Origin of the sequence: Gordonia aichiensis NBRC 108223 (assembly GCF_000332975.1) — a bacterium.
Taxonomy (GTDB): Bacteria; Actinomycetota; Actinomycetes; order Mycobacteriales; family Mycobacteriaceae; genus Gordonia; species Gordonia aichiensis.
This window is the reverse complement of the sequence record NZ_BANR01000006.1, coordinates 93,546-119,531: the sequence shown is the minus strand read 5'-3', so window position 1 is coordinate 119,531 and position 25,986 is coordinate 93,546. Positions and strand designations below refer to the sequence as shown.

The window sequence follows — 25,986 nt, the reverse complement described above, 5'->3', positions numbered from 1 at the left end:
GGGTTGTCAGGCCAGCGCACTTCCGAGTTCGTCGGCCTTCTCGATGAGTTCTGTTCCGTCGCGGGCGCTTACCGCGCCGGTGCAGTGCTGCGCGTAATCACCGAGAGCGCAGCCCGTTTGGGTCCAGTATCGGCGCGGCTCCGGGGTGACCCATGCCATCCGGTGGACCCGCCGAGCCAATTCGGCGAACAGGTCGACGCGGGGATCGAAGCCGTTGCTGCGCGCGTCGCCGACGACGAGGACCGACGTGCGCGCGGTGATGAGACCGCTATGACTCTCGAGCAACTCGGCGAGCATGCGGCCGTAATCACTCGTCGCAGACAGGTCGAGGTCGTCGGTGGCCAAAACGGCCGCGAGTGCGCCGTCGGCGGCGGCTGTTCTCAGCGCGGTCGTGACCAGCACCGGTCTGTCCACAAAAGCCACGACCTCGCATCGGTCACCGAACGCGTAGAGCGTCTGTGCGAGTCGCAGTATGAAACCCGCGACCGGTCGCACCGACAACGAGACGTCGACGAGGATGAGCAGTCGCACCGGGCCCGGCGAGCGAACCCTGCGCCACAGCGTGAGGGGGACCCCGTCGGTGCGGACCGCCGAACGCATCGTGCGACGCATGTCGAGCGCTCCACGATCAGCTGTGCGCGCCACCGTACGTGGCGCACCCCGAAGACGTTGGATGAGTCGGTGACACGCTCGGTCGATCTGTGCCTGATCGCTCCCGTGTAGGGGCGCGGAATCGAGTACGGCGTCTGCTGCTACGCCGACAAGGCGTTCGGAGAGTGCTGAGATGAACTGGGACAGTGCATGTTCGAGTTCCGCACGTTGCTCGTCGCTGAGGTCCTTCGCGCCGTCGTCGCCGTAGACGCTGCGTGCGTCGGCGGAGTCGAGAGCGGCGAGAATCGCAGCCGCGTCGGCCATCGTGATCGACGTTCCGCTCACGCGCGCCGTCGACCCCACCAGTTCACCGGCTTGGGCAGCTGCCGCTCCGTCGATCTCGACCGTGTAGGTGATTCCGCCTGCGACGCTGTCGCTTTCGGCGTCCACGGTCAACTGTTCTGTCCCCGCCGACACCGAGAAATCGTTCTCTTCGCGATGTGCGCTCTCCCCGTGGCGTTCACGCGCGTCGGGATCGTCGGCCATCAGGTCGCCGATCTCGTCGGTGTGCTCGTCGGCGCCGATGCGCCGTGCCGCTCCGTCGAAGTCGTCGTCCCAGGCGACGTCCTCGGGTAGCTCTGCCGCCGCGCCGCGGGGACGTGGGAGGTCGGCGGCGTCATCTGCCTTCTGTGCGCCGACGAACACGAGGTCGAAGGCGGTGTCGAAGCCGTCGCCCTCGTGCGCATACTTCACGCTGACCGCGCGGAGTGCCGCCCGTAGCCGGTCGAGGTCGTCGGCCCCCACGAGTGTCAGCGTCCGTCTGATCTCGATGACCTCGGCGGGGGAGACGGTGACGTGATGACGGCGGAGCGCGTGTCCGAACACCACCGCAATCGCGTCCAGTACGTGATCGCGGGTCGCGGTGGCACTGCGCACTCGAGAAGGGGTCGCCATGTTCTCAGCGTCGACCGGCACTACGTGCACGACCTGATCCGAACGCGGTCGCGGTCACAGATCCTCGCGGACTCGAGCCGTCGGCTGCTATGGGGGTCGGGGTATCGACGCCGGATGCGGACGACGCCGGGGCACCCATCGCGGCTCGCGCGGTATCGAGGTCACTGCCGAACTTCACCAGCAGCGAGAGCAGGGCGCGGTCGGTGGACGCCTGATCGTGTGGCGGGTCCGCAGCGTGCGCGGCGGTCGTCGTGCGTAGATACGCCGCCGCCCGTGCGGCGTCGATGACCTCGGCGATGGAGGGACTTTTGCGCAACGGTAACTCTCGCAGGCGGCGCGCAAGGTCGACGACGTCGGCGATCACCGCCGGCTCGACCTCCGGTGCGCGGACCGCGACGATGCGTCGTTCGCGTTCGACGTCGGGGTAATCGACCTGGAAGTGCAGGCAGCGTCGCTTGAGTGCGGGGGAGAGCTCGCGAGTGTCGTTGGAGGTGAGGATCACCCACGGTGACGACCGCGCGGTGAAGGTGCCCAGTTCCGGCACGGTCACCTGACGCTCGGCGAGCACCTCGAGCATGACCGCTTCCATCGCCTCGTCGGTGCGGTCGACCTCGTCGACGAGCAATACCGTCGGTGAGGCCGCGGTGATTGCGGCGAGCAGCGGCCTGGCGACGAGGAAGTCCTCGGTGTAGACGCCGACGTCGGCGCGGGTCAGCGCCGCGGATGCGGCGGACAGTGTCGGCTGGGCGGCGAGCTCGGTGCCGATCCGGTCGCGCAGCATCTGCACGTGCAGGAGTTGGCGGGCGTAATCCCATTCGTAGAGTGCGCGTGACTCGTCGAGTCCCTCATAGCACTGCAGGCGGATCAACTCCCGACCCGACGCCGCAGCAAGAGATTTGGCCAACTCGGTCTTTCCGACGCCCGCGGGTCCCTCCAGTAGAAGTGGCCGGTCGAGCAGTGTGGCGAGGTGGACGACCACCGCGAGGTCGTCATCGATGAGGTAGCCCTGGGCGTCGAGACTCCCGATCAGCTCCTCCACGGTGTCGAATCCGTGTGAGAAGGGCGATGATTCGGCTTCCGGCAGTAAGGTGCTCGACAATGGGGCGTTGGACAGTTCGGACACGTCCGGCATGGCTCCTCGTGACATCAGTGCTCGCGGGTGTGGTGTGAACTCGGGGGTGCGGATCGGTCCAGGTGAAGGGTCAGGTCGCGACCTCACCCGGACCGATCCGCATGCTCGGGAGGTGCTCAGTCTCCCGAGGGTCTCCTGACGGCGCCCATCAGTACGTGCCCGTCAGCAAGCGCCCGTCAGTACGTGCCGGTCATCGCGTGGCTCACCATCGGGATGAGTGATTCGACGGAGCATTCGCGTGGATTCGCCGGGGTGCACCAGTCATCCATCATGTGCTCGGCGATCGCCCGGATCTGCTTGTCCGAGGTGTCCATGGTCTCTCCGCGGCCCTCGTACTTGCCTGTGTTCATCCGGTTCTTCTCGTAACTGTTGACGGTGACCTGGCCGAAGTTGTCCGGGATGCCGAGATCCTTGGACAGTCGGATGGCTTCTTCGACAGCGGCATCGGCGGCCTGGACGGTCGACATGTTGGTGGTGTCGATGCCCAACAGGGCGGCCATGTCGGCGTAGCGCTCGTAGCGGCTGGGCAGGTTGTACTCCCACACACGCGGTAGGGCGATGGCGTTGTTCAGACCGTGGTGGCTGTCGTAGAACGCGCTGACGGCGTGCGACAACGAGTGGATGAGACCGAGGCCGCCGGAGTTGAATGCCTGTGCCGCAATGTATTGCGCGTTCATCATGCCGGTGCGGGCCTCGAGGTTGCGCGGCTCGTACACCGCGGTGCGCAGATGGTCGCGGATCAGTTCGATCGCGTACTTGGCATTGCCCAATGACGGTGCGAAGTCCAGCCGCGACACGTATGGCTCGGACGCGTGCGCGAGCACATCGAAGCCGCAGAACGCGGTGAAGTGCTCGGGGCAGCTGTAGTAGAGCAGCGGATCGTCCATGGCGAGGTCGACGAGGCACGTGTCGTCGAAGGCCACCCACTTGTGCGGCTTGTTCATGTCCGAGGTGTCGGTGATGACGTAGGCCCACGACGTCTCCGAACCCGTTCCCGCGGTGGTGGATACAGCGATGTGCTTGGGATTCTCCTTGTTGGTGGCCTTCGAGAAGCCCTCGAACTCGTTGATGTTGCGGCCGTCGTGGGCGATGACCATGCGGGCGCCCTTGGCTGCGTCGTGGCTCGAGCCGCCGCCCACGGAGATGATGCCGTCGCACTTCTCCGACTGATACAGCGCGGCCGCGTCCATGCAGTTGTAGTCCTTGGGGTTCGACTCCACTTTGTCGTAGAGCACGACGTCGACACCCTGGTACTCGATCTTTCCCTTGAGTTCCTCGATGATGCCCGACCCGCGCAGACCGGTCGTCATGAGTAGCACGCGTGTCATGCCGAGGTCTTTGGCCTCGACGCCGAGCATGTCGTGTGCGCCGACGCCGAGCTTGGCGTTGGGGAACGGGTGGAAGTCCTTGATCGGGAAGTCCCAGATCTGGTTGAGCTCGATGGCCATGTGGCGATCTCCTAATGACGTGACGGTGTGTCGTGTTCCACTGTGTGGTCGACGTCACGCGGATACAAGATCACCTGCTCAGATGAAAAGATGATCAGACCTTCAGGGGAGGGGAGGCCCTGTTCGTCCGGATAGGGTCCGTCGCCGCCCGGGCCGACGCGCCCGTCGCTACCGCGGGAAGAAACTGTGTCAGTCGGCGGCGGAGGCGGCCGTGGCCGACCAGCGCACAGAGGTCACGGCTTCTGTGCAGGCGACGAGAGCGAGGGCGTCCTCGACGTCGCGATCGTTGCGCTCGGGAGTGAACACGTGTGCCGTGATTGTCACGATGTCGTTCGGGCCGTCGGTCGCGCTGATCGAGCGCACCGTCAACTCTGGCCGGTGCACGGCGTCGAAGACCATGGCGCGCACGCTCTTCTCTGCCGACTGAGGGCATGTGACGGCGAAAACGTACTCGGCAGAGGGTAATTCGCGGCCCGCGTGGCCGGGGTGGCGATCGACGAATCGGCCCACCGGGCGAAGGAGGGTATTGGCGAGCATCACGGTGACCGTTCCCACGGTGGCGACGAGGAGAAGGCCGCCGCCTGCAAGCGCGCCGACCGCGGCCGAGGCCCACAGGGTGGCGGCCGTGTTGAGTCCGGAGACCGATACGCCCTGCTTCATGATCACGCCGGCGCCGAGAAAGCCGATCCCGGACACAATCTGGGCGGCAACACGAGTTGGATCGGCGTCGGGGCCGTGGAAGCTGAATGCCCCCATCACCACGAACAGTGCCGCGCCCAACGCGACGAGTGCGTTGGTGCGTAAGCCCGCGGTACGCGAGCGCCATTGACGCTCCAGGCCGATGAGCGCACCGCACGCGAGTGCGACTGCCACGCGGCTCAGGACTTCGACGAGGTTGATGGTCATGGTGGCCACCTTTACGGCAGGCCCACGCGTCGGCGCCTCGGCGATCGCGGCTACGGGTGAACGCGGCCGGCTCAGGAGACCCAACATGCGGGGGAGAACGAAACACATAACGGATAGTCGGAACTACTGTTGCCAGATGGCATTTCGATCTCACCCCCTTGGGTCGGACGGAATCGGCACCCTTGAGGGCCCACTCAGGAATAGCCCCTCGCCCCGGCGCTGTCAACCTCGCGGGTCAGTTCCCCGAGGTGTCAGGCCCCGGTGAAGATCAGCACGATCAAGGCCAGATTGAGCACCACGATGAGGATCGACGAGATCGTGGCGGCGATGCGGAGCGGCCATCCGTCGGCGTAGTCACCCATGATCCGACGGTCGGCGGTGAGGCGCCCCAGCGGGATGATCGCGAAGGGGATCCCGAAGCTCAACACCACCTGACTGATCACAAGCGCCCACGTCGGATCGACCCCGACTCCGAGGACTACCAACGCCGGGACGAGTGTGACGAGCCTGCGGAGCACGAGAGGTATCCGTATGTGCAGCAGTCCATCCATGATCGCCGAACCCGCAGACGATCCGACCGACGTCGCGGCGAGGCCGCTGGCCAGTAGTCCGATGGCGAAAATGGTTGCCACCGAGGGGCCCAGCGAGTCGCGCACGGCGTCGTAGGCGCCTTCGATGGTGTCGGTTCCCTCCTTGCCGCGAAGGTTGGTGGCGGCGAGGAGTAGCAGCGCGATGTTGACGGCGCCCGCGACGATGAGGGCGATGACCACATCCCAGCGGGTGACCCTGATCAGTCGTCGGGTTCGCGACGTGCTGGTACTGATGCCGTGCCTATCGACGACCAGCGAGGAGTGGACGTAGATCGCGTGCGGCATGACGGTGGCGCCGAGCATGGATGCTGCGAGTAGGACCGTCTCGGGGCCCTGTAACCGTGGCACCAGTCCACCGAGAACTTCTCCAGGAGGGGGCGGTTCGACGACGAGTCCGGCCAGGAAGCCGATCACGATGATTGCGAGCATCCCGAGGATGACCCGTTCGAAGACATGCTGCTGACGCGGATTCTGGAGCAGCAACATCAGCAGCGACACCACCCCGACGATCGCGCCGCCGAAGACGAGCGGGAGTCCGAACAGGAGGTTCAGCGCGATCGCGCCGCCGAGTACCTCGGCGAGGTCTGTGGCTACCGCGACGGCTTCGGCCTGCATCCAGAAGGCCAGCCGGGATCGGCGTCCCATCCGCTCACCGAGGATCGCCGGGAGCCCCTTGCCGGTGACGATCCCGAGTTTCGCCGACTGGTACTGGATCAGCATCGCGATGACGTTGGCGAGAACGAGCACCCATACCAAGAGAAACCCGTATCGCGAGCCCGCGGTGATGTTGGCGGCAACATTGCCCGGATCGACATACGCGATGGCGGCCACGAACGCGGGACCGAGGAGTGCGACGTTGCGCAGCAGTGCGCGAGGACGGCGGATGCGCTCGCGGGGTGCCGACGCCTCGGCTTGCTCGCGTTCTCCGACCGTGCTCACCTGACCAATCTCGCACAGCTCGGCGTCGAGTTCAACACAGGCGAATCAAAAAGTTCGGGCTACCGAAACCAAGCGTCGGTCGCCTCCCTCAACGCGGCTCGAGTTGGCATACGCGGCTGGTGCACCACCCGCGTCCACGCACTGGGGCCGCGTGTGGGATACCGATGATCACTGGAGCAGGCGCCAGACCCGATCGCGTGACATCGGCAGTTCGTAGGGGCGTCGGCCAATTGCCCGCCGGACCGCGTTGGCCAGGGCGGGCGCCACCGGGTTGTAGGGCGACTCACTCATCGACTTCGCTCCGTAGGGGCCGAGCTCGTCCGACGTGTCGGCGAAGTAGACCTCGGTCTCGGGGACGTCGGCCATCTGCGGCACCCGGTAGGTGCGGAACACCGGGGTGAGCGGTACACCTTTTCCGTCGAGCATGATCTCCTCGTAGAGCGACGAACCGATCGCCTGGGCCACACCGCCCTCCACCTGTCCGCGGCACTGTTGCGGATTCATCACCGTGCCGGCGTCTGCGGACTGGACGGACTGCAGAATGCGCACCGTGCCGGTCGAGGTGTCGACGGCGACACGAAATGCGTGCACATTGAACGCGATCGAACGCAGTGCGCCGCTCTCGGAGCCCGTGGCCACAACCCGGTCGGCCACTCGATGAACCGGGTCGACCGCGTCGATGAGTTCGCCGAAACCGACGAGTCTCTCGCCGACGAGTGCGCCATCGGGCACTAGCCGGATGGCGTCGGGAGATGTCGCGGTGATCGACGACGCGGCGTCGAGCAACAACGTGCGCAGGGCGAGTGCTGCGCCGTAGGTCGCCTTGCCCGCCACCGTGATTCCCGCGGAGGCGAAGGCCCCGGTGTCGTAAAGCGCTGCGTCGGTGTCGCCGTGCCGCAACACGATTCGTGACGGATCGGTTCCCACCGCCTCGGTGACGATCTGGGTGAGGACCGTCGTCGTACCGTTGCCGAACTCGGCTGTGCCCACACCGACGTGGTATCTGCCGTCGACGTCGACACCGACTGACACGGTGGAGAAATGCCCCCTCGGCGCCATGGTCGCGATCGCCGCGATGGCCATTCCCTCACCGACCCGCCACGAATCGCCCTCCGGTACAACCGCATCGTTGCCGCGACGCAAGGCCGTCTGCGCGAGGTCGAGACACTGGTCGAGCCCGTAGCTGCCGTAGATCAGGTCGTCTTCCGGCTCGGGGTGCGCGATGAGCAGTGGATCGCCCTCCCGTACCGCGTTAATGCGGCGCAGGTCGAACGGGTCGATGTCGAGTTCGATGGCCAACTCGTCCATGGCGGACTCGACAGCGAGGATCACCTGGCCGAGACCGTAGCCCCGGAACGCGCCGGAGGGCGGGTTGTTGGTGTAGACCACTTCCGCGTCGATCCGCTTGACCGGGCAGTTGTACACCGATACCGACTCGGCGCAGGAGTGGAACATCACCCCCATCGAGTGATTGCCGTAGGCGCCGGTGTCGGAGAGGACGTCGACCTTCATCGCACGGAGCCTGCCGTCGGTGTCAGCGCCGAGATCGACCGCGACCCGGAACGGATGACGGTACGTGGTTCGGGTCATCTCGTCGGTGCGGCTCATCTCGTAGGCCACCGGCGCGCCGGTCCGGAGCACACCGATCGCCACAAGGTCTTCGGTGAGCAGTTCCTGCTTACCGCCGAAGCCGCCGCCGACGCGCGCGCTGAACACGCGGACACGCTCGGCGGGTAGGTCGAGAAGCAGCGCCAGTTCGTCGCGGACGAGGAAGGGGACCTGTGTGCTCGTGCGGATCACGAGGCGTCCGTCGTCGTCGAGCCACCCGATCGAGCCGTGGGTTTCCAGCTGCGCGTGGGAGATCCGAGCTGTCTGCCAGGTACCGCCAGCGGTGACGGCCGAGGCGGCAAGCGCCGCATCGACGTCGCCTCCGAAACCCTCGTGGAACGAGGAGATGACATTGCGCTCGGCCTCGAAGACCCTGTCCTCGTAAGTGCGGTCGGGGTGGACGAGCGGGGCCCCGGGGCGTCGAGCCTCCTCGGGGTCGAAGACCCCTGGCAGAAGCTCATACTCGACATCGATCAACCGGCATGCCTCTTCGGCGATTCCGGCTGTGTCGGCGATCACGGCCGCCACACGCTGGCCGACGAAACGCACCACGGAGTCCAGAACACGTGTGTCGTCCGGGTCATCGGCGCGTGACTCGTGTCGCGCCGTGGAAAACCTTCGCGTGCTGACGTTCTCGTGGGTGAGGACGAGCGCCACCCCGGGCAGCGCCTCGGCCGCGGACGTGTCGATGGCGACGATGCGTGCATGGGGGTGCGGCGAGCTGAGTACCCGGAGATAGCGGGTCCCCGGCACCGAGACGTCGAAGGTGTACGGCTCGGTACCGGTGACCACGCGGCGGCCCGCAGGCGGCGTGAGCGACGATCCGACGGCGGCGGTGCTCTCGACACCACGCTCGTCCGTCGCGTCGGGGAGGTCGTCGGCGGGGGAGACACCCTGCCGGATCGCCTGGCGGATCGCGCGATAACCGGTGCAGCGGCACAGGTTTCCCTTCATCTTCCGCTGCAGTTCGGCTGTGTCGGCGACGGTGTGCGGGTCCAGCGTCGACGCGGTGACGATCATGCCCGCGGTGCAGAACCCGCACTGGAAGCCGAAGTTGTCGACGAAGGCCTGCTGCATGGGGTGCAGGTCGTCGGGTGTGCCAAGCCCCGACACTGTGGTGACCGATCGACCTTCGATGCGTTGGGCGGGAAAGATGCAGGAGTGGACCGGGGTGTCGTCGATGAGCACCGAGCACGCACCGCAGTCGCCCGCATCGCATCCCTTCTTGACCTCGAAATAAGCTTGATCGCGCAGGAACGTTCGCAGACACTGGCCTGCAGCGGGCTCGGCGTCGACCTGCGCACCGTTGATCTCGAACCTCATCGTGCGTCGCCGCCTTCGCCCGGACGGGAGAGCTCCGTACGGATCTGCTCGGCCAGAACAGCCGAGACGCCACGCCGCCAATCCGCGGCGCCGAGCGGGTCGGTGTAGTAGCCGTCCGCAGACCAGATGTCGGCACGCAGTTGCTCCGCGTCGGGCAATCCCTTGTAGCGCAAGACCGTCGGCCACAGGGTTGCAGCGGTGATCCCGAATACCGCAGTGCCGTCTTCATCGTGTCGGCCGGTCACCACCGCGCCGGAGCGCCCCAGTTCCGCGAGAGCGATCTTGCGGAATCCTGTTCGCGCACGCAGCGCATATCCGGGGATGTCGATGGCGCGCAGGACTTCTCCTTCTGCGAGGGTGTTGGTGCCGTTGCCCGTCACGAGGTCGGCGACGGCGACGGTGTAGTCGGTGCCGTCCGGACGCCAGACAAGTGCGCTGCCGTCGAGACCCGACGCCAGGGACACCATCGACGCCGCGGCGAACGAGCGGCAGATGTTACCGCCGACCGTCGCCACGTTCCAGACCTTGAAGGAAGCGAGAAGTGCTGTGGCACACTGGAACAGCAGCGGATGAGCCCGCCAGCCCCGTTGTGCGGGCATTTCGGCGAGCTCGGCCACCGTCGCGGTCGCTGCGATCCGGAGACCACCGTCGGGAAGATCCTCGAATGCTTGCCAGCCGATCCTGCTGATGTCGACGATGCCGGTCGAGCTCACCTGCGGTTCGGAGAAGAACCACGTGCCGCCGGCGACAATACGTTCACCGTCGGCAAGGCGGAGGTCGGCGCGGCTGTGTGCATAGCGGTACGTGGAGATCGTGTGGAGATCCATCAGCGCAGCCATCCCGGCTCGACCACAACGATCATGCCTTCACCCCGCGCGCCTTGTCGAGCAGCCGGCTGTGTTCACGCGCGCAGTCGATGGCCACAGCGCGGGTATCGAGAGTGAGCATCTCCGAATCGGACACGATCTGCCTCCCGTTCACCCAGGACGCCCTGATGGGCGGGATCGCGCCGAGTACGAGTGCTGCGACGGGGTCGTCGATGTCGACATGGGCGAGGGTGTTCAGGTCCCAGAGAACGAGGTCGGCGAGCTTGCCCACCTCGATCGAGCCTATCTCGTTGTCGCGGCCCAACACTCGTGCGCCGCCGATGGTCGCCAGTTCGATCGCGGTTCTCGTGGTCAACGCAGTCGGGCCTCCCTTGGCCCTGGCCATGAGCACCGCCTGGTGTGCCTCTTCGAGAAGCCTGGCGGATTCGTTCGACGCCGCACCGTCGACACCGAGTCCCACAGGCACCCCGGCGTCGACGAGGTCCCGGGTACGGCAGATGTGGTTGCCCAATCGGGCATTCGAGGTGGGGCAGTGGGCGACGCCGGTCGCGGTCGCGGCTAGTCGCGCGATCTCGTCGTCGGCGAACTCGATGCCGTGGGCAAACCACACGTCGTCACCGGTCCAGCCGACCGAGTCCATGTACTGCAGTGGAGTACAACCGAAATGCTCGTCGCAATAGGTGTTCTCGTCGACGGACTCGGCGAGGTGAGTGTGCAACCGGACCCCGAGCTTCCGTGCGAGGACCGCAGATTCGCGCAACAACTCGGTCGTGACCGAGAACGGCGAGCAAGGCGCGAGTGCGATACGCAGCATCGATCCCGGGGACGGATCATGCCAGCGCGCAACGGCTTCCGCACTAGCGGCGAGGATCTCGTCGATGCTCTGCACCACACTGTCCGGCGGCAGGCCACCGTCCTTCTCGGACAGATCCATCGAGCCGCGTGTGGGATCAAAGCGTAGGCCAACTGCCTGGGCCGCCGCGATCTCGGCACCGAGTAGGTCGCCGCCCTCCCGGGGAAACACGTAGTGGTGGTCGGTTGTCGTCGTGCACCCCGACAGTGCCAGTGTCGACAGACCGCCGAGCGCTGCGGCATGCACTGCGCTCTCGTCGATTCCCGCCCAGACCGGGTACAGCGTCGTCAACCATTCGAAGAGGGTGTGGTCGGCGGCGAGTCCGCGAGTGATCCACTGATAAAGGTGGTGGTGGGTGTTGACCAGACCCGGCGTGAGCACGCACCCCGAGCCGTCGACCCTGGTCGCGTCGGGCGGCACCTCAGCCGGCTCGCCCTTGCCGAAGATCGCGCTGATCGTGGTGCCCTCGACGAGTACCGACGCGCGCGACAGTTCCCGCCGTTGCGGATCGACCGTCACTACAGACGCGTTCTCGATGAGTGTTGCTGAGGGCACAGCGACACGCTACGACGATCGGGTCCGCACGGCATCTCGGCGTCAGGCCCGCGGCGGCCCGACAGTGGTCAGCGGACGACGACCTCGGTGCCGCAGTCTCCGTTGGTTGTGGCGTTCGGATTGATGGAACTGGTGTTGGTCGCCCCCACCACGAGGGTGATCCTTCCGGAGCCGGTCCGGATACGGGGCACCGTCACCGTCGATTCGAGACCGCCGACCCGAGTCGGCGCGGAGAAGGTGCTTCCTGACCTACCCGTCCGGAGATTTGCCCAGGTCACACTGACCTTCTGCTGATATCCGGCGATGGAGTACGGCCGGGAGACCACGCGTACCCGGATCGTGTCGCGGCCGGTTTGGGTGACCGACGCGGTGGCCGACGTCGGTAGCGCGAACAAGTTCGGGTTGGGGTAGGTGAACGAACACTGCCCGCTGGGTTGTGTAGGCGCGGCGTTCGCCGGTGCTACACCCGCGGCCAGCGGTGCCGACAGTGCGGCGACGCCCATGGCCACCCCGAGTGATCGGCGGAGTCGGAGGGATGTGTGCTGTGCGATCTTCGGCATGGGATTCTCCCTGGTTGGCGTGATCGAACCTCGCAATACAGACATCGCTGACAGAGTGAGATGCGTTACGCGAGACCGGCGCGGGAGCGTCGGGCGGGGTCAGGCGGTGATGGTGACCGGCGTTCCGTCGCCTGCCCAGTCGTAGAGTCGCTTGATCTGGTCGCCGGGCACGTGGATACAGCCTTCTGACCCTTGCGTCCGGTACTTCGTGGTGTCGCCATAGGGGAACTTCTGCCAGGGCGAATCGTGAAAACCGATGTCGCCGAACAGGTGTAACCAATAGTGCACGAACACGGTGTACCCGGGGCCGCTCAGTGTGCGATCGACGTCGTGACTCTCGATCCGCCAGGAGCCCAGCGGGGTGCCTGCGCCACGGTCGACGCTGCCGGTGGTGACGGCGACGTCGGAGATCTGACGTCCGTCCTGGCACAGGACCATGTGCTGCGACGCGAGCCCGACAACGATCGCCTTGCCCGCGGACTTGTCCGGGCACGTGGGTCGGGGAATCGCCGGCGCGGCCACCGGTCGTGCCGAGGCGGTTGTCGGCGCGGAGTCGGCCGATGCCGAGGAGTGCATCGTGAGGCCGACCACCATCGCGATGGTGACGGCCAGAACTGCGACAGCAGCGACCGCGGGCCACGCGTACCCCTGTACGAGTGACCTCGACGTGAGACCACGACTCCGCTTCTTGGCAACCGATATCATTTCGTTTCCGACGGTACCGCAGACCCGATATGCCGCAACGCGTCCGTGGCGCCCGGCCCGGCGGCGCTACACCTACCGTGGCGCCGGGGCAGCGCGGTACGGGATCGAATCGCTCACCGTGACGTCGACCTCGATGGGGCTGCCGACCTGGGGAAAGGCCCGCTGCGGGCAGGCCGGTCTCGGGCACACCTTGCATCCGGCGCCGATCGGTACGATTCGACGGTCGTCGGCGAGGTCGACGCCGGTGGAGTAGATCAGGCGGTCGGCGTGGCCGAGGTCGCAGCCGAGCCCGATCGCGAAGGATTTGTGCTGGGTGAGATAGCCGAGTCCCTCGTCGGTGCTACGTGCGAGCCAGAAGTATGACCGGCCGTCGGGCATCTGTGAGACCTGCGTGACAATCCGGCCTGGCGAGTCGAAGGCGTCGTGCACCACCCACAACGGGCAGCTACCTCCTGCGCGCGAGAAATGGAAAGCTGTGGCGGACTGGCGTTTCGAGATGTTGCCTGCGCGATCTGTCCGGACGAAGATGAACGGAACACCCCGATGGCCAGGGCGCTGCAGCGTCGACAACCGATGGCACACGGTCTCGAACCCGACGTCGAAGCCCACACACAGCAGTTCGATGTCGTAGCGGGCCTCCTCGGCTGCAGCGCGAAACCGCTCGTACGGAAGCACCAACGCACCTGCGAAATAGTTCGCCAGTCCGATCCGGGCCACCGAACGCGACTCCTCACTGAGTTCTGTCGCCTCTGCGATCACCGCGTCGACGACGTCGGCCTGTGTGATGAGTGCCAGTTGGGTGGCGAGTTGAAAGGCACGTTGGCCGGAGGTGAGACGGCCGGCGAGCCTCACGACGCGTTGGTCTGCGTCGTAGACGCGTTTGGGGCGCCGCGCGGCTTCACCGGGATCGTTGTCGTGACCGATCGAGACGGAGATGCCGTACTCCCGCGAGAGCAACGTCGCCAACTGCAGGTCGAGTCCGCCGATACGAAGGGAATGCCGCTCGAACATGGCCTCGGCGGCCCGGTCGAGGACATCGATGTAGTTCTTGCGGTCGTAGAAGAAGTCGCGGACCTCCTCGAACGGCATCGGAGTCGTCGAGCCGACGTTCGACGCCTGGCCGCGGTACGTGTCGAGTTCGGACTCGGCCGCGACGAGACGTCGATGGAGGGCCGCGATCGTGCGCCCGACGTCGGGCATCCGGGACACCAGTTCGGTGATCTGTGCGCGAGTGGCACCGACGCCATCGGGTCCCGTGGCCAGCGCTTCGGCGAGGTCGGCGACAAGACGTGCGTCGGTGTCGGCGGCGAAGTAGTCGGCGCTTAGGTCGAACTCGCGGGTGAGCGCCAGCAGCACCGAGACGGTGATGGGGCGTTGATCGTTCTCCAGTTGGTTGACGTAGCTGGTGGATTTGTCGATTCGGCGAGCGAGTGCGGCCTGCGACAACCCGTGCTCGTCGCGGAGGCGTCGCAGACGGGCGCCCACCAGAAGACGTCCCGAGACGGAGGCAGCCATCTCGGTAGTGTAGCGCCCCGAGCATCCGCAACCTTCGCAAAAACCGGATCGGACGTCCGCAAAACTACGCACTGTCCAGCACTTTCGAGAATGTGGACCACCTGCGTACGGTGCGAACATGATCATTCACAGCGTGCGCACCCACCGCAGTGCGGAGGAGTTTCCGCAGTCCGAGCACCTCGCTCAGAAGATCGCCGAGGTCGCCGTCGACCCCGTCGCGGTACCGGCTGACACGAGAGACATGGTGATCAACCGCATCATCGACAACGCTGCGGTCAGCGCGGCGTCGGTGATACGACGGCCCGTCACCACGGCACGCGCGCAGGCACTTGCGCACCCGCCGGCAGTGGAGAACAACGGTGCAGGGGTCTTCGGGGTGGGTGGTTCGTACTCACCCGAGTGGGCCGCGTGGGCCAACGGTGTCGCCGTGCGTGAACTCGACTTCCACGACACCTTCCTGGCCGCGGAGTACTCCCATCCCGGCGACAACATCCCACCGCTGGTCGCTGTCGCCCAGCACGTGGGTGCAACCGGCGCGGACCTGATCCGCGGACTGGCCACGGCGTACGAGATCCAGATCGACCTCGTGCGCGGAATGTCTCTGCACGAGCACAAGATCGACCACGTCGCCCATCTCGGGCCCTCCGTCGCCGCGGGACTGGGCACCATGCTGCACCTCGACGCCGAGACCATCTACCAGGCGGTCGGTCAGGCGCTGCACCTCACCACCGCCACCCGACAGTCCCGAAAGGGACTGATCTCGAGTTGGAAGGCGTACGCGCCCGCCCACGCGGGGAAGATCGCCATCGAGGCCGTCGACCGGGCGATGCGCGGGGAGGGGTCGCCCGCGCCGATCTGGGAAGGTGAGGACGGTGTGATCGCGTGGATGCTCGGTGGAGCCGACAAGGTCTACGAGATCCCGCTACCCGGCCCCGGCGAGGCCAAGCGCGCGATCCTCGACAGCTACACCAAGGAGCACTCGGCCGAATACCAGAGTCAGGCACCGATCGACCTCGCGCGCCGAATGCGCGAGCGGATCGCGAATCTCGACGACATCGAATCGATCGTGCTGCACACCAGTCACCACACCCACGTGGTGATCGGTACAGGCTCGAACGACCCGCAGAAGTTCGATCCCTCCGCGAGCCGGGAAACGCTCGACCACTCGGTCATGTACATCTTCGCCGTGGCGCTGCAGGACGGCACCTGGCACCACGAGTCCTCGTATGCGCCCGAGCGGGCCAACCGTCCCGACACCATCGAACTGTGGCGCAAGATCTCCACCGTCGAAGACCCGGAGTGGACGCGGCGCTACCACTCGACCGACCCCGCCGAGAAGGCGTTCGGCGCCAAGGCGGTCATCACCCTGCGCAGCGGTGAGGTGATCACCGACGAACTCGCCGTCGCCGACGCCCATCCACTCGGCGCGCGTCCCTTCGCGCGTGCGCAATACGAAGCGAAGTTCGTAACCATGGCCGACGGCGTCGTCGATGTTGCCGAACAGCAACGCTTCCTGACCGCGGCCCATGGGCTCGCCGAGCTCGGCACGGATGGCCTCGACGCCCTGGTTCCCAGAGTGCAGCCCGTGGTCCTCGACAAGGCGCCCACCATCGGGTCGGGGATCTTCTGATGTCCGCGACCGACGCGACAGCAGGATTGTTCTCCTCGGCGGTGTCGGCATCGGACAAACGTCGCGCACTGCGAACCGGTCTCGCCTCGGGCGAACTGCAGCGGTGGCCGGGCGCGTTCTCACCGTTGGCGGCCAAGCTCATCGCGGACGTGGGGTTCGAGGGTGTCTACGTCTCGGGCGCCGTGCTGTCGGCAGATCTCGGACTGCCCGATATCGGACTGACCACCCTCAGCGAGGTGGCTGACCGGGGCGGGCAGATCGCACGTGCGACGGATCTGCCCACTCTCATCGACGCCGACACCGGCTTCGGTGAACCGATGAGTGCGGCGCGGACGGTCGCAGCGCTCGAGGACGCGGGGTTGTCCGGATGCCACCTCGAGGATCAGGTCAACCCGAAGCGGTGCGGCCACCTCGACGGCAAGGACGTCGTGCCCACGGCGGATATGCTCAAGCGCCTCGCCGCGGCCGTGTCTGCGCGCCGTGACGAGAACTTCGTGATCTGTGCGCGCACCGACGCACGGGCGATCGAGGGGCTCGACGCCGCGATCGACCGCGCCAGGGCCTACGCCGACGCGGGTGCCGATCTCATCTTCACCGAGGCGCTGCGTGATCTGTCGGAGTTCGAGGCGTTTCGCGCCGCGGTGGACGTTCCGTTGTTGGCCAACATGACCGAGTTCGGCAAGTCCGAACTCCTCACCGCCCGACAGCTTTCCGACGTCGGATACAACGCCGTCATCTATCCCGTCACCACGTTGCGAATCGCGATGGGCGCGGTGGAAGCGGGATTGCGCGAATTGGCGACGGCGGGAACGCAACTCGGTCTTCTCGACGGCATGCAGCATCGCAGCCGCCTGTACGAGCTGCTCCGCTACGCCGACTACAACGACTTCGATTCCGAACTCTTCACCTTCCGACTGCCCGGCGAGACGACTACGGAGACAATCTCATGAGCGCACCATCGGTTGACCAGCCGACCATTCACAAGGGACTCGCGGGCGTCGTCGTCGACACCACCGCGATATCCAAGGTGGTCCCGGAGACCAACTCGTTGACCTACCGCGGATACGCGGTACAGGAGTTGGCTGCGCACTGCAGTGTTGAACAGGTCGCCTACCTCTTGTGGCACGGTGAGCTGCCAACCGACAACGAGTTGTCGGCGTTCACCCAGCGAGAGCGGGCGAGCCGTCGGCTCGACCGTTCGACCCAGGCCGTTCTCGCCCGAATCCCGGAGAACTGCCACCCGATGGACGTCGTGCGGACGGCGATCAGCTATCTCGGCACCGAGGACCCGGACGAGGACGACGCCAATCCGGCTGCAAACCTCGACAAATCGCTCCGGATGTTCGCCGTACTGCCGACGATCGTCGCCGCGGACATGCGTCGACGACGTGGCCTCGACCCGATCGGACCACATCATGGGCTCGGCTACGCCGAGAACTTTCTGACGATGTGCTTCGGCGAGGTTCCCGACCCGGTCATTGTCCGGGCGTTCGAGAAGTCGATGGTGCTCTACGCCGAGCACAGTTTCAATGCGTCCACCTTCGCGGCCCGTGTGGTGACCTCGACCCGGTCGGATATCTACAGCGCGGTCACCGCGGCGATCGGCGCACTGAAGGGGTCACTGCACGGCGGCGCCAATGAGGCCGTCATGTACGACATGATCGAGATCGATCGCCCCGAGCGTGCACGAGGCTGGCTTGAGCGAAAGCTCGCGAACAAGGACAAGGTGATGGGGTTCGGTCACCGCGTGTACAAGAACGGGGATTCGCGGGTCCCGACGATGCGCGACGCGCTCGTGGAGGTGTCCGAGCATCTCGGGGAAGACCGGTGGGTGCGGATCTATGGCGAACTCGAGCATCTCATGGCCGACCGAACCGGAATCCGGCCCAACCTCGACTTTCCGACCGGGCCCGCTTACCACCTGATGGGATTCGACATCGGGTCGTTCACCCCGATATTCGTGATGAGCCGCATCACGGGGTGGACTGCGCACATCATGGAGCAAGCGGCGTCGAACGCGTTGATCCGGCCGCTGAGTGGCTATACCGGACCTTCGCAGAGGACTCTCACTCCGTGAGCCAAAGGTGAGGTGACCTCACTTTGCGATACGTTGGACACGGCGATAGTGCTGCCGTAGCCCATTGCCCGCTCATGACGGTGTGACCGCGACGAATGGAAGTTGTGTCCCGAGATGTTTGAGAAGGTCCTGGTTGCCAATCGCGGTGAGATCGCGATCCGAGCATTCCGCGCTGCATACGAACTCGGTGCGGACACCGTCGCGGTCTTCCCCTATGAGGACCGCAATTCACTGCACCGTTTGAAGGCAGACGAGTCGTATCAGATCGGGGTACCGGGGCATCCGGTACGGGCGTACCTATCGGTCGACGAGATCATCGGGGCCGCGCTGCATTCGGGCGCCGATGCTGTCTATCCGGGTTACGGGTTCCTGTCGGAGAACGCCGAGTTGGCCGCGGCGTGTGCCGAACACGGCATCACATTCGTCGGGCCGTCTGCTCATGTTCTGGAGTTGACGGGTAACAAAGCCGAGGCCGTTGCGGCGGCGAAGGCCGCGGGGCTGCCGGTGTTGGCGTCGTCAGAGCCCTCGGCCGATGTCGACGAGTTGGTCGCCGCCAGTGCGGACATGACGTTCCCGCTGTTCGTCAAGGCGGTCGCCGGTGGTGGCGGCCGCGGCATGCGTCGCGTGGCCAGGCGTGAGGACCTGGCCGAAGCGATCTCAGCGGCATCGCGGGAGGCCGACACGGCTTTCGGTGATCCTACGGTCTTCCTCGAACAGGCGGTGATCAATCCGCGACACATCGAGGTGCAGATCCTCGCCGACACCCAGGGCAACGTCATCCATCTGTTCGAGCGTGACTGCAGTGTGCAACGACGCCATCAGAAGGTCGTCGAGTTGGCACCGGCGCCCAATCTGGATCCGCAACTGCGCGAACGTATCTGCGCAGACGCAGTGGCCTTTGCCCGGCAGATCGGATATTCCTGTGCGGGAACCGTCGAGTTCCTGGTCGATGAGCAGGGTAATCACGTCTTCATCGAGATGAACCCGCGCATCCAGGTGGAGCACACGGTGACCGAGGAGATCACCGATATCGATCTCGTCGGTGCACAGATGCGGGTCGCCTCGGGACAGTCACTGCATGAGCTGGGCCTCGATCAGGAGTCGATCTCGATCCGGGGCGCTGCCCTGCAGTGTCGCATCACCACAGAGGATCCCGCAGACGGTTTCCGACCCGACGTCGGCCGGATCACGGCGTACCGCACACCCGGCGGTGCGGGTATCCGTCTCGACGGGAGCGCCGTGCTGGGCGGCGAGATCAGCGGAAATTTCGATTCCATGCTGGTCAAGCTGAGTTGTCGGGGGCGTGATTTCGACACCGCGGTACGACGGGCCCGCCGGGCATTGGCGGAGTTCCGCATCCGTGGCGTGGCAACCAATATTCCTTTCCTGCAAGCAGTCCTCGACGATCCGGACTTCGCCGCGGGACACGTGACGACGTCGTTCATCGAGGATCGTCCGTGGCTGTTGACCTCACGTGGATCAGCCGACCGGGGTACGCGAATCCTGTCGTATCTCGCCGACGTCACGGTGAACAAGCCGCATGGAGAGCGTCCGAGCACGGTGTATCCGCGCGACAAGCTTCCCGCCGTCGACCGCTCCCGCCTGCTTGCCCCGCCGGATGGGTCGCGCCAACGTCTGTTGGCTCTGGGTCCCACCGGTTTTGCTCGCGATCTGCGTCAGCAGCCCGCCGTAGGGGTCACGGACACCACGTTCCGAGACGCCCACCAATCGTTGTTGGCGACGCGGGTGCGGACCAGCGGAATGCTCGCGGTCGCACCGTATGTGGCGGCCATGACGCCGGAGCTGTTGTCGGTCGAGTGCTGGGGTGGCGCCACCTACGACGTCGCACTGAGGTTCCTCAAGGAAGATCCGTGGGATCGGTTGGCGCAGCTGCGTGAGGCGATGCCCAACATCTGCCTGCAGATGCTGCTGCGCGGAGCCAACACCGTTGGCTACACGCCCTATCCGCAGAAGGTCACGACGGCGTTCGTCGCGGAGGCCACCGAGGTCGGCATCGACATCTTCCGAATTTTCGACGCGCTCAACAACATTGACGCTATGCGTCCTGCGATAGACGCCGTGCTGGAGACCGATCGGGCCGTCGCGGAGGTGGCGATGAGCTACACCGGCGATCTCGCGAACCCCGACGAGAAGCTGTACACCCTCGACTACTACCTGCGACTGGCGGAGCAGATCGTCGATGCGGGCGCACATGTGTTGGCCATCAAGGACATGGCAGGGCTGCTGCGCGCACCGGCGGCGGAGTTGCTGGTGTCGGCGTTGCGGCGCGAGTTCGACCTGCCGATCCACGTGCACACCCACGACACCCCTGGCGGGCAGTTGGCGACCTACCTTGCGGCGGTCAACGCCGGGGCCGACGCCGTCGACGGGGCGTCGGCGCCGCTGGCAGGTACCACGAGCCAGCCGCCGCTGTCGGCGATCGTCGCCGCTTTCGGACACACCGAGCGCGACACCGGTCTCGACCTCGGCGCGGTCTGCGATCTGGAACCGTACTGGGAGGCCGTGCGAAAGGTGTACGCCCCCTTCGAATCCGGTGTTCCCGCACCGACCGGCCGGGTGTACTCGCATGAGATCCCGGGCGGGCAGCTGTCGAATCTGCGTCAGCAGGCGATCGCGCTCGGGCTCGGCAACCGGTTCGAGGCCGTCGAGGAAGCGTATGCCGCCGCGGACGCGATGCTCGGACGACTCATCAAGGTGACACCGTCGTCCAAGGTCGTCGGCGACCTGGCACTCGCATTGGTCGGCCAGGGGATCGCACCTGCAGACTTCGCGGCCAACCCCGGCTCCTACGACATCCCCGACTCGGTGATCGGTTTCCTCCGTGGCGAATTGGGCGAACCTGCCGGTGGATGGCCCGAACCGCTGCGAACACGAGCGCTCGCCGGACGCACGGCACCGCGACCGGTCGAAGAGTTGTCGAGCGCCGACTCCGCGGCCCTCGACGTCGCGGGTCGCGGCCGTCAGGAAACCCTCAACAGGCTGTTGTTCCCCGGTCCGACACGCGAATTCGAAGAGCATCAGGAGACCTACGGCGATACCTCGCAGTTGTCGGCGAATCAGTTCTTCTACGGGCTGCGCTATGGCGACGAGCACCGCGTCGAACTCGAACCGGGGGTGGAGCTGCTCATCGGACTCGAGGCGATCAGCGATGCCGACGAGAAGGGGATGCGCACCGTGATGTGCGTGCTCAACGGGCAGTTGCGTCCCGTCGCGGTGCGTGATCGCTCCGTCGACTCGAAGGTCGCTGCCGCTGAGCGGGCCGACCGGGCCAACCCGAATCACGTGGGTGCACCCTTCGCGGGCGTCGTCTCGCTGTCGGTGGATGTCGGCGACGAGATCGCGGCCGGCGCGGCGATCGGCACGATCGAGGCGATGAAGATGGAAGCCACCATCACCGCGCCGGTAGGCGGCAAGGTGGCCCGCGTCGCGGTCTCGCAGGTGCAGCAGGTCGCGCCGGGGGATCTGCTCATCGAGATCGGGTGAGGGCAACAGCTTGTCGATCGGACGAGGAGTCGGCCGAGCGTAGATCAGTATGACGCTGAGCCCGGTTGTGCGGGCGAGCTGTCATACGGATCGCAGCGGCAGGTCAGCCGATGACGGTCGCGTCGAGGGTGCCGTCGCAGCGGTCACGGGTCGTTCGGATCAGGGCAGCGTTCGGGTCGTCCACCGTTCTGATCCATGCGAGTGCATCGTCGACGCTCCGTCCCGTCGCCACATGCCGGGCGAGGAGTCGTTCATGTCTGATCGCATCGGGAAGGTCCACGAACCAGAGTCGGTCGAGGAGACCGCGAACAGGCGCCCACGAACCGTTGAATCCGAGGTAGTTGCCCTCGACCACAACAATTCTCGCAGTATCCGCAATGAGCGACGACGCTGCGATCGGTTCGCCGAGAGTGTGGTCGAAATCGGGTGTGTACACCTCGGTTCCAGGCGTGGCTGCTCGACGAAGCGTCGCGATGAAGCCGTCGACGTCGAAGGTGTCCGGAGCGCCGCGACGCTCGGTACGTCCCAGCAGGTGCAGCATCGGTGTCGCGAGGTGGAAGCCGTCCATCGGCAGGTAACCCGCGTGAGCAGCGCCCACCCGGTCCGCGAGTTCGCGCGTGGCTCGTCGGGCAACGGTGGTCTTACCCGCTCCCGGTGGGCCGGTGAAGCCGACGACCACTCGAGAGCGGCCGGTCGCGAGATCGAGGATCTCGCGGACCAGCTCGTCGATGACCATGACCCAGACGATACGGGTCGCGCCCACGGAGCGTTCAGAATTCCGTGGGCGTCGACCCTCCTCGGAGTGCGTGCCCGGAGAACTCAGTTCCCGAAGAAGCTCACATCCTCGTTGCCGATGAGATCCGGCACCGTCCAGCCGTCGAGGTCGTATTCGGCCAGACATGCTTCGGCCAACCCCTTCATCTGGTCGACGCCGCCACGGTTCTGGGCGGCGAACAGCAACTCGGCCTTCACATTCTCATGGTTGCCGGAATAGTTGCGCTCGTAGAGTTCGTGACGTCCGCCGAATTCCGACCCGATCGAATCCCACAGCGCCTTCATCACCTTGACGCGATCAACCGCTGTGATGCCGTTGGAACCCCGCACGTACTTGTCGAGATATGGCCGCACAGTCGGGCTCTTGAAATCAGCGGCACTCGACGGCAGATAGATCAGGCCCGACGCCACGTCCTGCTCGATGATCTCCTTGATACGCGGGTAGCCCTGCATCATGAACATGCGGTAGATGAGGCCGTACTCGAGACGGGGGATCACGGTGTCGCCGATCCAGGGCTCGGGGTTGTGTGCCATCGCGTCGGTGATGGTCCAGAACAGGTTTCGCCAGCCGATGACCTCACCGACTCTGGTCTGCACACCGCGGAAGCCGCCGGACCCCGTGCAGTCGAGTGCTTTCATGAGCAGACCGGCGATGAAGTCGAGCTTCACTGCGAGGCGTGTGCACCCCTGGAACGTGAAGCGTGGCAGGAATCCGGACTGCGGGAAGAACGCATTGATGCGGTCGACGTCGCCGTACATGAAGACGTTCTCCCAGGGGACCAATACTTTGTCGAACACGAAAATCGTGTCGTTCTCGTCCATTCGGCTCGACAGCGGATAGTCGAAGGGCGAACCCATGACTGCGGCCTGTTGGGTGTAGGAGCTGCGGCAGATCAGCTTGATCCCGGGGGCGTCCATCGGCACCGTGCAGATGAGCGCGAACTCCTTCTTCTTGATCGGCAGGCCGTAGTGGGCGATGAAGTTGTAGTTGGTGATCGCCGATCCCGTGGCCACCACCTTCGCGCCCGACACGACGAGACCGGCGTCGGTCTCCTTTTCCACCTTCATGAACACGTCACCGACCTCGTCGGGCGGCAGTTGACGATCGACAGGCGGGTTGATGATCGCGTGGTTCCAGTAGAGGACCTTTTCCTGCGACTCGCGGTACCACCGTTCGGCATTGGCCTCGAATGGGGCGTAGAGATCCTTGTTGGCGTGCAAGGTGCCGAGGAAGCTCGCCTTGTAGTCGGGGGAGCGGCCCATCCAGCCGTAGGTCATGCGGGCCCATTCGGCGATGGCGTCACGCTCGCGGATCAGATCGTCACTGCTGGTCGATGCCTTGAAGAAGGGCATCGTGACTCCGCCGTTGCCGGTGTCGGTGGGCACGGTCACCTTGTCACGGACGGCGGGATCGTGCATCGAGTCGTACAGGCGTGCCGTCATCCGAATGGGATTGCGAAACGCGGGGTGGGTGGTGACGTCCTCGACGCGCTCGCCGTGGAGCCAGATCTCGCGGCCGTCGCGCAGGGAGTCGATGTACTCGTCACCGGTCATGGGGCGGGTAGCGAAGTTCTTCTGCTTGTTGGCGACAGCGTCTGCGGCTGGGTTACGCGTGGGCGCTCCGGTCTCAGCAGGGTTTCCCGTGGGGCGCTCGATGGTGGTCACGATTGATACCTCTTTCTGATGGGTGTGACGAAATCCGTGATGAATCAGGCGGGTACGACGGCCGAGGGCGTCGGCTCGTCGTCGGCGTTCAGATGAAACGGCGTGAATGTGGTGGTCGAATCGAACCAACCGGAGTGCGGGTCGTCGGCGCAGAGTGTCCACAGCGAATTGACGCTCGGCTCGCCGAGGTCGTGAAAAGTGCTGCGGTAGTACAGGAGCGGTGGTTTCCCGGTGGTGACGGCGTCGACGATCTCGCCGATGAAGATGAGGTGGTCGCCGCCGTCGTACTGGCGCCACGGCCGGCAGCTGAGCACGGCGGCACAGCCTTGGAGAATCGGCGCGGTGCGGCCGTTCGCCCATGTCGGACCCGGGTCACTCGTTCGACCCGCGAAGTGCATGGCGGTGTCGAGTTGATCTGCGGCGAGGATGTTCACTGCGAAAGGCGCATCGGTCAAGTAGCTGCAGGCCTTGGACTTTCGCGTCAAGGTGACCTGGCACAGCCGCGGCTCGAGCGAGACCGCGGTGAACGCCGTGACGGTGGCGCCGTGTGGTTCGCCGTCGGTGTTGGTGCAGGTGATGACGGTGACGCCGCTCGCGAATTGCCCGAAGACGTTCTGTAGTGCCTTCTTTTCCATGTTGACCGGCCTTTCACTCGGGGTCGAATGTGATGTAGAACATAAGTCGATCGACAAGCGTTGGCGATCCGATGTGCGCGGTGTCCATCCGAATAGCGCGACGGATTCAGTGCGGGCGCGACTGCGGGTCAACGCAACCCACGGCCCGGTCGATCTCAGGAGGTGAGGACGATGAGTCGGGTGGACCGAATTCACGTGCCAGACGAACCGGATTGGGATGCGGCATGTGAGGCCGTGTCCGAGGCGTACTTCCCGCATCACTTGACACCGCGTGAGGCCCACAGCGCGGCAACGGCTGCCGACGTCGAGGTGACCGCGCTCGGGCCGGTCCGGATCGCGCGGATCGGGTGGGGCGCGGAAGTGGCGATCAGCACCGATCACCCCGGTGCGTACGGCATCAATGTTCCACTCGCGGGCGTGCTCGAGACCACCGTGCACGGCCGTCCCGTGGTGTCGACACGCGGCCTGGCCACGGTCAACCCTCCCGACACGCCGGTGGACATCACCCGCTGGTCGAGCGCTTGCACGATCCTCGGCATCAGGATCGAGAGGGATTTCCTCCACCGTGAAGCGACGCGTGTCGCGGGTGAGGCCGACGTGACCATCTCGGATCAGCTCGACGTGAGGACGCCGGAGATGGCGAGTTGGCTACGGTTGGTGCGATCGCTCGCGGGTCAACAGGTCGACGATCCGCTGCTGGCGAATCCACTGATCGCCGAACAGCTCGCGGCGTCGCTCACGGACGCACTTCTCGTCGCGGCGCTGCCGACGACCCCGTCCGATCGGATGGCGGCTCGACCACGCATCGTGACGAGGGTGCTCGATGCGCTGCATGCTGACCCTGCCCGACCGTGGACGGCAGCGGACATGGCAGAGATCGCCGGGGTGAGTGTCCGACGTCTCCAGGAGGGTTTCAAGCAATACGTCGGAAAGTCGCCACGAGAAACCCTGAATGAGATCAGATTACGCGGGGTCCATGATGAATTATCCTGCGGTGGCGCGGAATCGGTGACCGAGGTGGCGTTGCGGTGGGGATTCACCCACTCCGGGCGATTCGCAGCCGCGTTCCGCGAGCGCTACGGCCGGAGTCCGTCCGAGGTGTCACGGGGGTGAGAGACTGGCGGGCGGCTTGGCGTCGCCCCAGTCGTTCCGTGCCCGCCGGACAGTGTCTGCCGATGGCAGGGAGAAACCCTCC

19 protein-coding genes are annotated in these 25,986 nt (G+C 65.6%); 5 read left to right on the top strand and 14 right to left on the bottom strand.

Annotation, left to right across the window (positions count from 1 at the left end; translation table 11 throughout):
- Positions 1–6 precede the first annotated feature (6 nt).
- The 11 genes from madC to GOACH_RS09575 form a co-directional block, all read right to left on the bottom strand.
- A complete protein-coding gene (gene madC, locus GOACH_RS09625) occupies positions 7–1,545 on the bottom strand; it encodes a MadC family VWA domain-containing protein (RefSeq protein ID WP_052003973.1) in 1,539 nt (512 codons plus the stop codon).
- A 4-nt stretch (positions 1,546–1,549) separates the two neighbouring features.
- The gene (locus GOACH_RS09620; RefSeq protein WP_005173994.1) at positions 1,550–2,677 is read right to left on the bottom strand and encodes a MadB family AAA-type ATPase; all 1,128 of its coding nucleotides are present in this window, start codon (positions 2,675–2,677) and stop codon (positions 1,550–1,552) included.
- A 176-nt stretch (positions 2,678–2,853) separates the two neighbouring features.
- A complete protein-coding gene (gene mdo / locus GOACH_RS09615; protein ID WP_005173993.1) occupies positions 2,854–4,125 on the bottom strand; it encodes an NDMA-dependent methanol dehydrogenase in 1,272 nt (423 codons plus the stop codon).
- A 189-nt stretch (positions 4,126–4,314) separates the two neighbouring features.
- Positions 4,315–5,031 (bottom strand): MgtC/SapB family protein, encoded by a 717-nt coding sequence (locus GOACH_RS09610; RefSeq protein WP_005173992.1) that lies wholly within the window; start codon positions 5,029–5,031, stop codon positions 4,315–4,317.
- A 251-nt stretch (positions 5,032–5,282) separates the two neighbouring features.
- A complete protein-coding gene (locus tag GOACH_RS09605; RefSeq protein ID WP_005173991.1) occupies positions 5,283–6,560 on the bottom strand; it encodes an Nramp family divalent metal transporter in 1,278 nt (425 codons plus the stop codon).
- Positions 6,561–6,728: 168 nt separating this feature from the next.
- Entirely contained in the window at positions 6,729–9,491 is a 2,763-nt protein-coding gene (locus GOACH_RS09600) for a molybdopterin-dependent oxidoreductase (protein WP_005173990.1), read from the bottom strand.
- Complete coding sequence (locus GOACH_RS09595) at positions 9,488–10,318, bottom strand: FAD binding domain-containing protein (RefSeq protein WP_040518277.1); 831 nt, start codon at positions 10,316–10,318, stop codon at positions 9,488–9,490. Before GOACH_RS09595 ends, GOACH_RS09600 begins: the two co-directional genes overlap by 4 nt.
- A gap of 31 nt (positions 10,319–10,349) precedes the next feature.
- Positions 10,350–11,726 carry an 8-oxoguanine deaminase gene (locus GOACH_RS09590; protein WP_040518204.1) on the bottom strand — a complete coding sequence of 459 codons (1,377 nt, stop codon included), beginning with the start codon at positions 11,724–11,726 and terminating at the stop codon, positions 10,350–10,352.
- 68 nt (positions 11,727–11,794) lie between these two features.
- Positions 11,795–12,286: a hypothetical protein gene (locus GOACH_RS09585; protein ID WP_005173986.1), complete on the bottom strand. Its 492-nt coding sequence runs from the start codon at positions 12,284–12,286 to the stop codon at positions 11,795–11,797.
- Between the two features lie 99 nt (positions 12,287–12,385).
- Complete coding sequence (locus GOACH_RS09580; RefSeq protein WP_005173984.1) at positions 12,386–12,991, bottom strand: L,D-transpeptidase; 606 nt, start codon at positions 12,989–12,991, stop codon at positions 12,386–12,388.
- Between the two features lie 72 nt (positions 12,992–13,063).
- On the bottom strand, positions 13,064–14,506 hold the full coding sequence (locus tag GOACH_RS09575; RefSeq protein ID WP_040518203.1) for a short-chain fatty acyl-CoA regulator family protein: 1,443 nt from the start codon (positions 14,504–14,506) through the stop codon (positions 13,064–13,066).
- Positions 14,507–14,624: 118 nt separating this feature from the next.
- Here GOACH_RS09575 and prpD point away from each other — a divergent pair, with 118 nt between their 5' ends.
- The 4 genes from prpD to GOACH_RS09555 all read left to right on the top strand — a co-directional run bounded on the left by prpD (position 14,625) and on the right by GOACH_RS09555 (position 21,717).
- Positions 14,625–16,136 carry a 2-methylcitrate dehydratase PrpD gene (gene prpD / locus GOACH_RS09570; RefSeq protein ID WP_005173980.1) on the top strand — a complete coding sequence of 504 codons (1,512 nt, stop codon included), beginning with the start codon at positions 14,625–14,627 and terminating at the stop codon, positions 16,134–16,136.
- Complete coding sequence (gene prpB, locus GOACH_RS09565; RefSeq protein ID WP_005173978.1) at positions 16,136–17,086, top strand: methylisocitrate lyase; 951 nt, start codon at positions 16,136–16,138, stop codon at positions 17,084–17,086. The genes prpD and prpB overlap by 1 nt, the downstream gene beginning before the upstream one ends.
- Positions 17,083–18,213, top strand: a complete 1,131-nt coding sequence (locus tag GOACH_RS09560; protein ID WP_005173976.1) for a bifunctional 2-methylcitrate synthase/citrate synthase — start codon at positions 17,083–17,085, stop codon at positions 18,211–18,213. Before prpB ends, GOACH_RS09560 begins: the two co-directional genes overlap by 4 nt.
- A gap of 114 nt (positions 18,214–18,327) precedes the next feature.
- Positions 18,328–21,717, top strand: a complete 3,390-nt coding sequence (locus GOACH_RS09555; RefSeq protein WP_005173972.1) for a pyruvate carboxylase — start codon at positions 18,328–18,330, stop codon at positions 21,715–21,717.
- A gap of 103 nt (positions 21,718–21,820) precedes the next feature.
- On the opposite strand, the gene GOACH_RS09550 is transcribed toward GOACH_RS09555, so the two are convergent.
- From GOACH_RS09550 to GOACH_RS09540, 3 genes are all read right to left on the bottom strand, one after another.
- Positions 21,821–22,453, bottom strand: coding sequence for a nucleoside/nucleotide kinase family protein (locus GOACH_RS09550; protein WP_040518275.1), 633 nt, complete (start codon positions 22,451–22,453; stop codon positions 21,821–21,823).
- 83 nt (positions 22,454–22,536) lie between these two features.
- Positions 22,537–24,156 carry a 4-hydroxyphenylacetate 3-hydroxylase family protein gene (locus GOACH_RS09545; protein WP_005173970.1) on the bottom strand — a complete coding sequence of 540 codons (1,620 nt, stop codon included), beginning with the start codon at positions 24,154–24,156 and terminating at the stop codon, positions 22,537–22,539.
- 44 nt (positions 24,157–24,200) lie between these two features.
- Positions 24,201–24,791, bottom strand: coding sequence for a flavin reductase family protein (locus GOACH_RS09540; protein WP_005173969.1), 591 nt, complete (start codon positions 24,789–24,791; stop codon positions 24,201–24,203).
- A gap of 171 nt (positions 24,792–24,962) precedes the next feature.
- Between GOACH_RS09540 and GOACH_RS09535 the strand changes: the two genes are divergently transcribed.
- Entirely contained in the window at positions 24,963–25,904 is a 942-nt protein-coding gene (locus tag GOACH_RS09535; protein WP_005173968.1) for an AraC family transcriptional regulator, read from the top strand.
- Positions 25,905–25,986 lie beyond the last annotated feature (82 nt).

What these genes read in the sequence shown, in the direction of transcription:
- madC (WP_052003973.1), bottom strand. Translation starts at nt 1,545, where the DNA reads ATGGCGACCCCTTCTCGAGTGCGCAGTGCCACCGCGACCCGCGATCAC.
- GOACH_RS09620 (WP_005173994.1), bottom strand. Translation starts at nt 2,677, where the DNA reads ATGCCGGACGTGTCCGAACTGTCCAACGCCCCATTGTCGAGCACCTTA.
- mdo (WP_005173993.1), bottom strand. Translation starts at nt 4,125, where the DNA reads ATGGCCATCGAGCTCAACCAGATCTGGGACTTCCCGATCAAGGACTTC.
- GOACH_RS09610 (WP_005173992.1), bottom strand. Translation starts at nt 5,031, where the DNA reads ATGACCATCAACCTCGTCGAAGTCCTGAGCCGCGTGGCAGTCGCACTC.
- GOACH_RS09600 (WP_005173990.1), bottom strand. Translation starts at nt 9,491, where the DNA reads ATGAGGTTCGAGATCAACGGTGCGCAGGTCGACGCCGAGCCCGCTGCA.
- GOACH_RS09595 (WP_040518277.1), bottom strand. Translation starts at nt 10,318, where the DNA reads ATGGATCTCCACACGATCTCCACGTACCGCTATGCACACAGCCGCGCC.
- GOACH_RS09585 (WP_005173986.1), bottom strand. Translation starts at nt 12,286, where the DNA reads ATGCCGAAGATCGCACAGCACACATCCCTCCGACTCCGCCGATCACTC.
- GOACH_RS09580 (WP_005173984.1), bottom strand. Translation starts at nt 12,991, where the DNA reads ATGATATCGGTTGCCAAGAAGCGGAGTCGTGGTCTCACGTCGAGGTCA.
- GOACH_RS09575 (WP_040518203.1), bottom strand. Translation starts at nt 14,506, where the DNA reads ATGGCTGCCTCCGTCTCGGGACGTCTTCTGGTGGGCGCCCGTCTGCGA.
- prpD (WP_005173980.1), top strand. Translation starts at nt 14,625, where the DNA reads ATGATCATTCACAGCGTGCGCACCCACCGCAGTGCGGAGGAGTTTCCG.
- prpB (WP_005173978.1), top strand. Translation starts at nt 16,136, where the DNA reads ATGTCCGCGACCGACGCGACAGCAGGATTGTTCTCCTCGGCGGTGTCG.
- GOACH_RS09560 (WP_005173976.1), top strand. Translation starts at nt 17,083, where the DNA reads ATGAGCGCACCATCGGTTGACCAGCCGACCATTCACAAGGGACTCGCG.
- GOACH_RS09555 (WP_005173972.1), top strand. Translation starts at nt 18,328, where the DNA reads ATGTTTGAGAAGGTCCTGGTTGCCAATCGCGGTGAGATCGCGATCCGA.
- GOACH_RS09550 (WP_040518275.1), bottom strand. Translation starts at nt 22,453, where the DNA reads ATGGTCATCGACGAGCTGGTCCGCGAGATCCTCGATCTCGCGACCGGC.
- GOACH_RS09540 (WP_005173969.1), bottom strand. Translation starts at nt 24,791, where the DNA reads ATGGAAAAGAAGGCACTACAGAACGTCTTCGGGCAATTCGCGAGCGGC.
- GOACH_RS09535 (WP_005173968.1), top strand. Translation starts at nt 24,963, where the DNA reads ATGAGTCGGGTGGACCGAATTCACGTGCCAGACGAACCGGATTGGGAT.